Here is a 13,456-nt window from a genome sequence, read left to right as displayed (position 1 = left end):
CGGCCAAATGAGAAGCGAGTAAAATGGATAAGATTGAAGTCAGAGGGGCGAGAACCCACAACCTAAAAAATATCAATTTAACCATCCCTAGGGATAAGTTAATTGTGATTACAGGGTTATCAGGATCCGGGAAATCATCTTTAGCATTTGATACTCTCTACGCTGAAGGACAACGTCGATATGTTGAGTCCCTATCTGCTTACGCCCGTCAATTTTTATCCTTAATGGAAAAGCCTGATATTGACCATATTGAAGGCCTTTCTCCTGCTATCTCTATTGAGCAGAAATCGACATCTCATAATCCTCGATCGACGGTAGGAACCATTACTGAGATTTACGACTATCTACGTCTACTTTATGCCCGTGTTGGTGAGCCTCGCTGCCCTGAACATGATGCCCCTCTAGCGGCTCAGACAATTAGCCAGATGGTTGATAATGTACTCACCGCCCCACAAGGCAAAAAGCTTATGCTGCTTGCGCCCATTGTTGATGGCCGTAAAGGTGAACATACTAAGACATTAGAAAACCTCGCTGCACAAGGCTATATTCGCGCCCGTATTGATGGTGAAGTTTGCGATCTTTCTGATCCACCCACATTGGAACTCCACAAAAAGCACACCATTGAAGTCATCGTTGATCGCTTTAAAGTCAGAGATGATCTTAAGCAACGCTTGGCTGAGTCCTTTGAAACTGCAATTACCTTATCAGGCGGAATCGTTAAAATAGGTTCCATGGATGATAAAAATGAGCCTGATACCTTATTCTCGGCTAATTTTGCTTGTCCGCACTGTGGCTACAGCATGCAAGAGTTAGAGCCTCGTCTCTTTTCTTTTAACAATCCAGCAGGCGCTTGTGAAACCTGTGACGGTTTAGGCATACAACAATACTTTGATCCTTCAAAAGTGATCCAAAATACTGATCTGAGTTTAGCTGATGGGGCGATTAAAGGCTGGGATAAACGTAATTTTTATTACTTTCAGATGATGAAGTCTTTAGCTGAACATTATCAGTTCGATATTAAAACGCCTTTTTCTCAACTTCCAAACAAGATCCAAAAAGTGATCTTAGAAGGATCAGGAAGAACTGAAATTGAGTTTAAATATACTAACGATCGTGGTGATTCTGTTATTCGTCGTCATGTTTTTGAAGGTATTTTAAATAATATGAATCGTCGTTATCGTGACACCGAATCAAACTCGGTACGTGAAGATCTTTCTAAGTTTATCGCCAATAAAACTTGCAGTGATTGTCAGGGTTCACGACTTCGTTCGGAGGCTCGTCACGTCTTTATCGATCAAACGCCAATTCATGATATTTGTGAAAAAAGTATCAGTGATGCGTTAGATTTCTTTAAGCAACTCGCACTCACCGGTCAACGAGCAAAAATTGCGGATAAAATCTTAAAAGAGATTAATGAACGCTTACACTTCTTGGTCAATGTCGGGCTTAATTACCTTAATCTATCTCGTAGTGCAGACACTTTATCTGGTGGTGAAGCACAACGTATTCGCCTTGCAAGTCAAATTGGCGCAGGTTTAGTTGGTGTGATGTATGTACTTGATGAACCCTCTATTGGTCTGCATCAACGAGACAATGAACGCCTACTCAAAACCTTAACCCATCTTCGCGATCTCGGTAATACGGTTTTGGTGGTTGAGCATGATGAAGACGCCATTCGAACTGCTGACCATATTATTGATATTGGTCCCGGAGCTGGGGTTCACGGTGGTGAGGTTGTCGCAGAGGGCGATTATAAAACCATTATTAATAGTGAGCGTTCATTAACGGGCGATTATCTATCAGGTAAGAAAAAAATTGAAGTGCCGACTGAACGTACGGTCATGGATCCAGAAAAAGTGGTCACGCTTTATGGCGCTAGTGGCAATAATCTGAAAAAGATCGATGCTACCATTCCAGTGGGTCTTTTTACTTGTGTCACTGGCGTGTCAGGCTCAGGAAAATCAACGCTGATTAATGACACCTTCTATCCTCTAGCTCATCAGCAATTAAATGGTGCAACGACGGGTGAAGCCTCTCCTTACAAGAAGATCGATGGTTTAGCGCACTTTGATAAAGTTATCGATATCAACCAGAGCCCAATCGGACGAACTCCTCGTTCAAATCCTGCAACTTATACTGGAATCTTTACTCCGATTCGAGAACTGTTTGCTGGTACCCAAGAAGCCCGAGCTCGTGGTTATAAACCAGGAAGATTTAGTTTTAATGTTAAAGGTGGACGATGTGAAGCTTGCCAAGGTGATGGCGTTATCAAAGTCGAGATGCATTTTTTGCCTGATGTTTATGTCCCTTGTGATACCTGTCATAGTAAGCGTTATAACCGTGAAACATTAGATATTAAGTACAAAGGCAAAAGTATTGATGAAGTCCTATCAATGACGGTAGAAGATGCACATACTTTCTTTGCACCAATCCCTGCTATTGCAAGAAAACTCAAAACTTTAATTGATGTTGGACTCTCTTATATCTGTTTAGGGCAAGCAGCAACAACCCTGTCTGGTGGTGAAGCTCAGCGTGTAAAATTAGCGAAAGAACTATCAAAGCGCAGCACAGGAAAAACCCTTTATATTTTAGATGAACCAACAACCGGGCTTCATTTCCATGATATTCAACTGCTGTTAACGGTACTTCATCGTCTCAGAGAAAAAGGCAATACTATTATTGTGATCGAACATAATCTTGATGTCATTAAAACTGCAGATTGGATTATTGATCTTGGGCCAGAAGGCGGTGATGGTGGGGGTAAAATTGTTGCATCTGGCACACCAGAAGAGGTAGCGAAAGTAAAAGGTTCTCATACAGCTCGCTTCTTAAAACCACTATTAAAATAATAATGCTGTGTTATTTGAAAATCTCAAGTTATTTGAGAAAACAAGTAACTTGAAGATCCAGATTACTTAAAAATCCAAAGCAAATAGCGCAATAAAAAATAAAAAAATGAAGCCTCATGAGCATAGACGGACTATGTGATTGAGGCGAATCAGTGCAACCAACAACCTAGCGACTTCAAGTATCAAGAGTATACTTTAGATTGAAGTTAAGCGTTAAATCAGCAACAATCAAAGAACTTATCATCATGGAGTGTGATTAATCTCGTGAGTATCCTGCATTTACGTGGTACAACATTAGCAGCAAGAGGCGTTCGAAAGCCATTGATAAAACCCTTAATTATTACATTAGGGCTATTCTTTGTTGCGGCTATGCACTTCTATATGCGGAATTTAGGGGGGACTGGACTTTCTCTTCCTTTTAACAGCTTTGGCTGGATCTTTATTGCCGCGGCTATCTCAATTGGTTTTATTGAAGCTGGCAGACAACATAAACTTCGTTATAACAGCTTAACCCTCAAACTGATCTTCTGCGCCATACTACTGACAATCCCTCTTAGTTATAGTAATGCTAATATTTCTGAAAGTTATCCTCGAATAGTCGGTCTATGGGCTGGTGTTCTATTCTTCTTTTCATTGCAGCAATTTTCATTTAACTACCGTCAGAAACAAGCAATATTATGGTTAATTATTGTCGCTGTTTGGATTGAAGCTGTATTGGGTTGGGCACAGTTTCTTCTTTTTGATAGTCGAAACAGTGGCGGTTATGAGCTATTGGCTAATCGCCCATATGGTATTTTCCAACACTCAAATCTTATGGCTAGCTTTCTTGCAACCGGGTTGGTTATTTCAGGTTATATGTTAGCCAGAGTACCGATGTATCGTGGGAAAATTAATTTTCGTCATACCCTATTACTAATCACTCCAATCCTCACTATTCCCCTACTTATCGTCCTATTTTCAAGAGTTGGCTGGATTGGTGCCTTTGTGGGTTCTCTGCTTTTAATCCCTTATTTAATAAAGTTTGCACCTAAAAAGCTTATCTATTTATGGGTGGCAACATTAGTTATCGCGGCAACGATGACTATTATTGGTGAGGGATATATCAATAGTGAAATACCCTCTCAACACTTAGGGTTTGAGAGTGCTCGTTGGTATACATTCCCACAAACCTTGCACCTCTTTGCTGAATACCCATGGATGGGGGTTGGTTATGGTAACTTTGAGTCTGCATACATTATTAATACCGCACAATGGCAGCAAGCAAATTATCTTCCATACTATGGCTTACCTGGCTTTACCCATCCTCATAATGAACTTCTTTACTGGATCTCAGAAGGCGGCCTTATTCCGTTAATGGCTTTGCTTTATGCGTCATGGTTAGTCTTATCTCGGATATTAAAAGCAGTAAAAGGGACACGTTTAGCTTTAGTCGCGCTTTTTTTCCCTATCGTTATTCATACGCAATTAGAGTTCCCTTTTTACCAATCGCTCCCTCATTGGGTCATCTTCATTGTTTTAATTTATTGGATTGATAGCCTTAATCCAAAACGTAAACAGTTTGAATTAAAACACTACCAGATAATGAAAGTCCTCGGTGTTATCTTATTTTCAATCACATTTCTTTTGATGGCGACAACCTTATACCAAGGCAGTTATGTGGTTCGTTATCAACAAGGGGATATTAGTTTAAATAAGCTAGAACGCCGTCTTCACACGATTATTATTTGGCAAAACTCCCTTGATCAGATTCAATATGAGAGCAAACTTGAACGTGGTATCGCATCACAAAACCGCCAGTTACTCGATGAATACATTGTCTGGGCGACAGAGCAGGCAAAAAGGCACCCTCGTCCTAAAATCTATCAACAGTTATTTAGAGCTCATCAAGCGCTTGGGCAACAACAGCAAGCTGAACTAATAAAGTTAGAAGGTAATTACCTCTTTAACCACTTTACTATCACCGATCCTGATTATCATCCAAGTAACGCTACAAAAACAACACCTAAGAATGTGTTAAAGACATTAACCGGGACATCTCAATAACGATAAATTACCCATTAACCCAATATAAGCATTGACATTTAATCAACAAATCATTATCAATTAGGTAATGGATAAAAATACCGATCTGAACTGAAATGACTGGATTAATTATTTCTCAATGGATTAGTAAAAAAATAAAGTGCTTAAATAGTTAAGGGAGTCGACATTGAAGCAACAAAATATAACCGTCGCTAAATTTGGTGGCACGAGCGTCGCTGATTTTACCGCGATGAGTCGCAGCGCCAGCATTATTGAAAATAACCCAAATACACGCTTAGTCATCATTAGCGCTTGCTCAGGAGTCACTAACCTATTAGTTGAACTCGCCTCTGGTATTGATACTGTAGAAAAACGAACAGATATTATTAGCAAAATTACCGCCATCCATGATTCAGTTTTAAGTAACTTAAACCAAGGATCTGAGCTAAAACCAACCATCGATTTATTGCTTGCCGATATCGCTCAATTTTCCGAGCAAGCTGCAAACAAAACCAGTGCTGAAATAACTGATCAACTCGTCTCTTGTGGCGAATTATTATCCACTCTCCTTTTTGCTCAACTTCTGAGAGAACGAGGAAACAATGCTGTTCGTTTTGATATTCGCCAGGTATTAAAAACAGACAGTCAGTTTGGTCGAGCGCTACCAGATATTGAACAAATCAAGAATCACTGTTTGGCCGATTTACGTCCAGCATGTGAAAACGCCATTGTTGTTTCTCAAGGTTTTATTGGTTCAGACCAAGAGGGCAAAACCACAACCCTTGGTCGTGGTGGTAGTGACTATAGTGCGGCGCTTTTAGCTGAAGGTATTAATGCGGCTTGTTTAGAAATTTGGACTGATGTTCCAGGTATTTACACCACCGATCCTCGAATAGCTCCTGCGGCACGACCAATTCCTGAAATTAGTTTTAGTGAAGCTTCAGAAATGGCAAACTTTGGGGCGAAAATTCTCCACCCTTCAACTTTGATCCCAGCAGTTCGTCATCAAATCCCCGTGTTTGTTGGTTCCTCAAAAGATCCAGAAGCAGGAGGAACTTGGGTAAAAGAGAAGTCAGAAACGCTACCATTATTCAGAGCGCTTGCACTACGTGGTAATCAGACGATGATAACCCTCCATAGTTTGAATATGTTTCACTCTTACGGTTTCTTAGCAGAAGTCTTCACTATCTTAGCGCAACATAAAATCTCCGTTGATTTGATTACCACATCAGAAGTGAGTGTGTCGTTAACCTTAGATCAACCAGATACCTGTGGAGGCTCGCCACAACTTCCTCAAGAGGCTTTTGATGAATTATCTAAGCTTTGTCGTGTTGAAGTCGAAAGTGATCTCAGTTTAGTTGCGCTTATTGGTAACTCAATGAGTTCAACTAAGGGAGCGGGAAAACAGGTCTTTGGTACATTGGAAGATTATAATTTACGAATGATTTGTTACGGTGCAAGTCCACATAACCTCTGTTTCTTAGTCAATGAAACCGATGCGAAAAATGTGGTAAAAGAGCTTCATCAAGCTCTGTTTGAATAAAAAAACAGATAAAAGCGTTAATATCTCTTATAACTTCCTCGTTGGAAATGTCTCGTTGGAAATGGAAGTATTAACGCTATTTTCTTTATCCAGTTAATCAAGCGATAATTGACTCAACTCTCTTGTGCTAACTCAAGAGCTAATTTCGCTTGCTGTCTTTCTTTGACTGCTTTCCAGCCTTCACCCGACTCTAATGCGGCGACTCTCTCTTGGTATTTATTACAAGCTCTTGCAATCACTGACTGAGGATCAATCCCCACCTCTTCTTCTAAGGCCAATAACAGGTTACTGTAGTCCCACAACACATCTGCTAATTCATCTTCTAAATAACAGCGGCGATTTTTAGGTAACTCTTCAGCGACTTCATCAACCTCTTTTTTGATCTCAACTAAATAGATATCAGATCGATTAGACCAATTATCTTTTTGATTAATCGTTGACTTATAACGTGCAATTTCCAATAGTCGATTTAAGTCATTCATCATTATCACCTCCATTAAGTTTTATACTTTTTATTTTAATGATGAGTATAAAATAAAAAAGGCTCTTATAAAAAGAGCCTTGCTGTTTAGTCTACAGATTAGGCGCTAGCCATTTATCAATATCACTCTGTTGCCAATCTTTTCGTTGTCGATACTCTTCAGCTTGATCCGGTTGAATCTGAGCCACAGCAAAATAACGGCTTTCAGGGTGAGAGAAATACCAACCTGAAACTGAAGCCCCCGGCCACATAGCAAAACTTTCAGTCAGCTTCATACCAATATTCTCTTCAACACCTAAAAGCTGCCAAATAGCTTCTTTCTCGGTATGCTCAGGACAAGCAGCATAACCCGGAGCAGGACGAATACCTTGATACTTTTCACGGATAAGATCATCGTTACTCAATTGCTCATCTGCAGCAAACCCCCACTGCTTGATTCTCACTTGTTGATGAAGATATTCCGCAAAGGCTTCAGCTAAACGGTCAGCGATGGCTTGTACCATAATCGCATTATAGTCATCTCCTGCCTCTTTATAGTGACGAGCAATATCATCCTCACCTACCCCGCCTGTTACAGCAAACGCACCTAACCAGTCAGCTTTGCCACTCGACTTAGGGGCAACAAAGTCACTTAAACAGTAGTTTGCCCCTTTGGCTTTTTTGGTCTGTTGACGTAAATGGTGAACGGTTTTAAGTACCTTATCGCGTTTCTCATCATAGTAAATTTCAATATCATCGCCAACACGATTCGCTGGGAAAATGCCACAGATACCATTGGCACTCATCTCACCATTTGATTCCAATTGATCGAGCATAGTATTGGCGTCATCAAAAAGCTTAGTCGCTTCCCCACCCACTAATGGATGGTCAAGGATTGCAGGGTATTTCCCCATCAATGACCACGTCATAAAGAAAGGCGTCCAATCAATGTATTTTCTCAACTCAGAAATAGGCTGATTCACAATCACCGTCGATTCGGTTGTCACTGGTTTTGGTGGCGTGTAGTTCTGCCAATCGATTGAATAAGCGTTATCTCTTGCTTGTTGCAGAGTCACAGGAACAGAAGGCTTACGCTTGCGGGCATGCTGCTCTCGAACGGTTTGGTGCTCAGCAGTTAATCGTTCAACAAATTGAGGTTTATGTTCTTCAGATAGTAATGAACTACAAACACCCACCGCGCGTGAAGCATTTGAAACGTAAGCAACAGGCCCATGATAGTTATGCTCAATTTTCACGGCAGTGTGTGCTTTAGAGGTTGTTGCGCCACCAATCAATAATGGGATATCGAATCCTTGACGCTCCATCTCTTTTGCCACATAAACCATCTCATCTAATGAAGGGGTAATGAGTCCACTTAGACCAATAATATCAACATTCTCTTCTTTAGCGACTTGAAGGATCTTATCGCACGGCACCATCACCCCAAGATCGATAATCTCAAAGTTATTACATTGCAGTACGACACCAACAATGTTCTTACCGATATCATGAACATCACCTTTTACCGTCGCTAATAAGATCTTACCGTTGCTCTGCCCCTGCTCTTTACTGGCATTAATATAAGGTTCAAGGTGGGCGACAGCTTGCTTCATTACTCGAGCTGATTTCACCACTTGAGGCAAAAACATTTTTCCCTCACCAAACAGATCACCGACAACATTCATCCCATCCATCAAAGGACCTTCGATGACATGTAAAGGACGTTCAGCATTTAAACGTGCTTCTTCAGTATCCTCGACAATAAATTCAGTAATGCCTTTAACTAATCCGTGTTCTAGTCGTTTTTCTACTGACCAACTTCGCCACTCTTGAGTTGAACTCTCTTGCTCTTGCTGCCCACTATCTCGATATTTATTCGCGATATCTAAGAGACGTTCAGTACCATCACTTCTGCGATTTAACACCACATCTTCAACCGCATCTTTTAACTCAATAGGAAGATCATCATAAATCGCTAACTGTCCTGCATTAACAATCCCCATATCCATACCAGCTTTAATCGCATGGTAAAGGAAAACCGCATGAATCGCTTCTCGAACAGGATTGTTTCCACGGAAAGAGAAAGAGACATTAGAGACACCGCCAGAGATCATCGCATAAGGAAGAGTCTGTTTAATTTCAGCCGTTGCTTCGATAAAATCTAAGGCATAGTTATCATGCTCTTCAATGCCTGTTGCCACTGCAAAAATATTGGGATCGAAAATAATATCTTCCGCAGGAAAACCGACCTTATCCACCAGCACATTATAAGCACGAGTACAGATCTCCACTTTACGAGCTTTGGTATCAGCCTGACCTTCTTCATCAAATGCCATCACAATCACTGCCGCACCATAGCGACGGATTAACTTGGCCTGCTGAATAAAGTTCTCTTCTCCCTCTTTAAGTGAGATAGAGTTAACAACACCTTTACCTTGAACACACTTTAACCCAGCTTCAAGGACATCCCATTTTGAGGAGTCAATCATGATTGGCACACGAGAGATATCAGGCTCAGAAGCAATTAAATTGAGGAAACGAACCATACACGCTTTAGTGTCGAGCATTCCCTCATCCATATTGATATCAATAATCTGAGCGCCACTTTCTACTTGTTGACGAGCAACATCTAATGCTTCATCGTAAAGTTCATCACGAATAAGACGTTTAAAACGCGCAGAACCAGTAACATTTGTTCTCTCACCGACATTGACAAATAACGTTTCAGCGGTAATGTTTTGTGGTTCTAAACCAGATAAACGACAGATAACGGGGAGATCAGCCGCAACCCTTGGCGTGACATTTGCTACCGATTCAGCGATAGCTTTAATGTGTTCTGGCGTTGTGCCACAACAGCCACCGACAATATTCACAATGCCACTCTCTGCCCACTCTTTAATATGGGCTGCCATCTCCTCAGGCTCTAAGTCATACTCACCAAAAGCATTTGGTAGACCGGCATTTGGATGCACAGAGACCGCACATTCACTAATATTCGAAAGATCAACCAAGTACTGGCGTAGTTCAGCAGGGCCTAATGCACAGTTCAAACCAAATGAGAGAGGGTTAATATGACGAAGAGAGTTATACAATGCTTCTGTTGTTTGCCCCGATAGCGTTCGTCCTGATGCATCAGTAATGGTGCCAGAGATCATCACAGGTAAGCGGCAATTAAGTTTTTCAAAAACAGATTCAATCGCAAAGGCCGCTGCTTTAGCGTTTAAGGTATCGAAGATGGTCTCTATCATGATGATATCAGCCCCGCCTTCAATTAAGGCTTTTGTTGACTCTTGATAGGCTTCAACGAGTGTATCGAAATCAATATTACGAAAACTGGGATCATTAACTTCTGGTGACATCGAGCAAGTACGATTTGTTGGTCCTAAAACACCGGCAACATAACGCGGTTTATCGGGTGTAATCGCACTCCACTTATCTGCAGCCTGACGGGCTAATTTTGCGGCTGCTAAATTAATTTCAGCACTGATGTCTGCCATCTCATAATCAGACATCGCAATGGAAGTCGCATTAAAGCTATTGGTTTCGATAATATCAGCGCCAGCTTCCAAATAAGCATCATGGATCTCAGTAATCACTTGTGGCTGAGTTAAGACTAATAGGTCGTTATTACCTTTGACATCTAAAGTCCAATTTAAAAAGCGCTCACCACGAAAATCGGCTTCTTCTAACTGGTAGCCTTGGATCATTGTCCCCATGCCACCATCAATAATTAAGATCCTTTGTGCTAAAGCATCTTGAATTTGTAACGTCCTATCACATTTGAATTGAGTACTCATCAACCCTTACTCCTTTATTTGATGGCATTAATTATTTTAGATATAAAAAGGTATTCTGCTTATATTTCTATCGCTAATCACCATCCTAACATATTAGCAACAGAAGTATAGATGGCTAAAAATAACAACGATCAGAAATGATTTTTAATTAATTGCTCTTTTTTATAGTCTTTATTGCAAAGTAGATCTATATTCTAGCTCTTTAAGTTATACCCTTATAATTGTGGTTGTTACGAAAGTGTTATTCTCACTTACTTGCCACTCATCAATAGCTCTAAAGCTTTTGGATATCAATCTAGATTAATCATCACTAGGAACGAAATATGTCGGTTTACAGTACACTCTGTTTTCTCGCCGCGATATCGATGTTTATCGCCTTTATCAACAGTAAAATTGGTAAAATGCAAACAACAATCGCCATTACTGCGGGTGCGATAATCCTCTCATTAGGCATTGTTATTGCTGGTCATAATGGCTGGTTTCATCTCGAAGAACTTGCTGAAAGCCAATTGGTTAAAATTGATTTTCAGAGCTTTCTTTTACAAGGTATTTTAGGATTTCTACTTTTTGCGGGTGGGTTAGGAATTAAACTTCCCCACATGAAAGATCAAAAGTGGGAAATTACCGCTTTGGCTTTAGGTGCGACTCTATTCTCTACTTTTTTTATCGGTATCGCTTTATGGGGTATCGTGCAACTTCTTGGGTTCCCACTTGATTTTATCTATTGTTTACTTTTTGGCGCACTTATTTCACCGACGGATCCCATTGCAGTTCTGGCTATTGTCAAAAAACTTGATGCTCCACGTCGAATCTCAACTCAAGTAGAGGGAGAATCTCTCTTTAACGATGGTTTTGGTTTAGTCATCTTTGTGACGTTATTAACCATTGCATTTGGTAGCGAAACACCCACTGTCGGTGGCGTGATTGAGTTATTTTTGCATGAAGCCGTTGGCGGGATCTTATATGGTTTTGTTTTAGGGCTTATCTTCCATTATTTAATCAGCTCTACCAATGATCACTCAATGGAACAGTTACTCACTTTAGGTATTCCTACTGCAGGTTATGCCTTTGCTGAAGTTATCCATGTTTCGGGTCCTCTTGCAATGGTCGTTTCGGGTATCATGATTGGTAACTGGACACGCTATATTGGCTTCTCTAAAGAGAGTGAAGATCACTTAGATCACTTTTGGGAATTGATTGATGAGTTCTTAAACTGCATATTATTCTTATTGATCGGTCTAACCATGCTTCAATTCCAATTCCACCAAGAAGACTGGATCTTAATGGTGCTTGCAATTCCGTTAGTCCTACTTGGTCGCTACCTTAGTGTTAAAATGTGTTATATCGGCTTCTCACGTCATCGTAAATATAACTACTACTCCGAGCGCATATTAACTTGGGGCGGCCTACGTGGTGGCTTAGCATTAGCCATGGCGATGTCGGTACCCGCAGGAGTGATGGTGATTCCAGAGAAGAACATTGATGTCCGAGAAATTATTCTCGTGATGACCTACTCGGTGGTAGTTTTCTCTATTTTAATACAAGGCTCAACGATTATTCCTATGATTGAAAAAGCTAAAATATGGGAAAGAGAGAATAAGAAAAGTGATTAATAAAAATCAATAAAACGTTGATTAAAAACTAAAAAAGCTCAGTTTGCTATTAAATAGCAAGCCGAGCTTTTTATTATTTTCAATATAGATACAAATAGCTATTCAAACATAAAATAGTAACTCAGACGCTAATAAAACTATTCATACGTAAATAAAACTACTCAGACGTAAAGTAGCTATGATCAAGAGAAGAGAGATCAAACGGTGTCTGCTGATAAACGCAATAATTTAACCAATTAGAAAAGAGCAGATGGCCATGACTACGCCAACTCGCTTTTGGTCTATTTTCAGGGTTATTATCAGGATAGTAATTTTCAGGAATTTGAGGGCTAATACCTTCACCTAAATCTCGTTGATACTCAGCATCTAAGGTTAATGGGTCATATTCAGGATGTCCTGATACATACACTTGTCGCTTATTTTTACTCGCTGCAAGGTAGACACCTGCTTCATCAGAACTCGCTAGGACATCTAAGTCGGTATGTTGCTCAATAAAGTCGACAGGAAAATCAGCATTTCTTGAGTGTGGTGCTAAAAATTCATCATCAAATCCACGCAATAATGGATGTTGAGGAACCTGTAGTTGATGTTGAAAAACCCCTGATAACTTATTCGTTCTCGTTTTTTTCTCCAATTGATAATGGAGTTGTAATCCAGCCTGAACTGCCCAGCAAACATACATGGTCGAAACCACATGATCTTCTGCCCAAGTAAGAATTTTTTTATTTGATCCCAATACACCACATCTTCAAATGGTACCAATCCCAAAGGTGCCCCAGTGACAATCATGCCATCGAAGTTACGATCTTGGACCATTTCAAATTGACGATAAAAGTTATTTAAATGCTCGGTTGGGGTATTCTTACTTGGTCGATTATCAATACGAAGTAACTCTATATCAACTTGAAGTGGGCTATTTGATAATAAACGCATAAACTGAGTTTCTGTCTCGATCTTCTTTGGCATCAAGTTCAGCAACAGCACTTTAAGTGGACGAATATCCTGGTGCATTGCGCGACTTTCCGACATAACGAAGATATTTTCATTACGTAATATATCGCTAGCAGGCAATAAATCAGGAATTTTAATTGGCATAATGGTCTCCTTACCATCAAATAGACATCTAGACTTCTAGATACTATATTGCCAATCTCTTAATGTCGAGTCCTGAA

At 40.3% G+C, this 13,456-nt stretch carries 6 protein-coding genes and 1 pseudogene; 4 read left to right on the top strand and 3 right to left on the bottom strand.

Annotated elements, in window-relative coordinates:
• Nucleotides 1-23 precede the first annotated feature (23 nt).
• From uvrA to lysC, 3 genes are all read left to right on the top strand, one after another.
• Nucleotides 24-2,849, top strand: a complete 2,826-nt coding sequence (gene uvrA / locus L0B53_RS08330; protein ID WP_235061631.1) for an excinuclease ABC subunit UvrA — start codon at nucleotides 24-26, stop codon at nucleotides 2,847-2,849.
• Nucleotides 2,850-3,113: 264 nt separating this feature from the next.
• Nucleotides 3,114-4,892 (top strand): PglL family O-oligosaccharyltransferase, encoded by a 1,779-nt coding sequence (locus tag L0B53_RS08325; protein ID WP_235061630.1) that lies wholly within the window; start codon nucleotides 3,114-3,116, stop codon nucleotides 4,890-4,892.
• Nucleotides 4,893-5,058: 166 nt separating this feature from the next.
• Nucleotides 5,059-6,414, top strand: a complete 1,356-nt coding sequence (lysC, locus tag L0B53_RS08320) for a lysine-sensitive aspartokinase 3 (RefSeq protein WP_260115571.1) — start codon at nucleotides 5,059-5,061, stop codon at nucleotides 6,412-6,414.
• A 113-nt stretch (nucleotides 6,415-6,527) separates the two neighbouring features.
• Here the strand turns inward: lysC and L0B53_RS08315 are convergent, their stop codons facing one another.
• On the bottom strand, nucleotides 6,528-6,896 hold the full coding sequence (locus tag L0B53_RS08315) for a MazG nucleotide pyrophosphohydrolase domain-containing protein (RefSeq protein ID WP_235062203.1): 369 nt from the start codon (nucleotides 6,894-6,896) through the stop codon (nucleotides 6,528-6,530).
• 91 nt (nucleotides 6,897-6,987) lie between these two features.
• The gene (gene metH, locus L0B53_RS08310; protein WP_235061629.1) at nucleotides 6,988-10,671 is read right to left on the bottom strand and encodes a methionine synthase; all 3,684 of its coding nucleotides are present in this window, start codon (nucleotides 10,669-10,671) and stop codon (nucleotides 6,988-6,990) included.
• A gap of 323 nt (nucleotides 10,672-10,994) precedes the next feature.
• Here metH and L0B53_RS08305 point away from each other — a divergent pair, with 323 nt between their 5' ends.
• A complete protein-coding gene (locus L0B53_RS08305; RefSeq protein ID WP_235061628.1) occupies nucleotides 10,995-12,284 on the top strand; it encodes a sodium:proton antiporter in 1,290 nt (429 codons plus the stop codon).
• Between the two features lie 157 nt (nucleotides 12,285-12,441).
• Here L0B53_RS08305 and metA read toward each other — a convergent pair.
• Nucleotides 12,442-13,379 (bottom strand): annotated as a pseudogene (metA, locus tag L0B53_RS08300) (homoserine O-succinyltransferase).
• Nucleotides 13,380-13,456 lie beyond the last annotated feature (77 nt).

The organism is Vibrio sp. SS-MA-C1-2, from assembly GCF_021513135.1.
GTDB lineage: Bacteria > Pseudomonadota > Gammaproteobacteria > Enterobacterales > Vibrionaceae.
This window is presented reverse-complemented; position numbering and strand designations above follow the sequence as displayed.

What these genes read in the sequence shown, in the direction of transcription:
- uvrA (WP_235061631.1), top strand. Translation starts at nt 24, where the DNA reads ATGGATAAGATTGAAGTCAGAGGGGCGAGAACCCACAACCTAAAAAAT.
- L0B53_RS08315 (WP_235062203.1), bottom strand. Translation starts at nt 6,896, where the DNA reads ATGAATGACTTAAATCGACTATTGGAAATTGCACGTTATAAGTCAACG.
- metH (WP_235061629.1), bottom strand. Translation starts at nt 10,671, where the DNA reads ATGAGTACTCAATTCAAATGTGATAGGACGTTACAAATTCAAGATGCT.
- L0B53_RS08305 (WP_235061628.1), top strand. Translation starts at nt 10,995, where the DNA reads ATGTCGGTTTACAGTACACTCTGTTTTCTCGCCGCGATATCGATGTTT.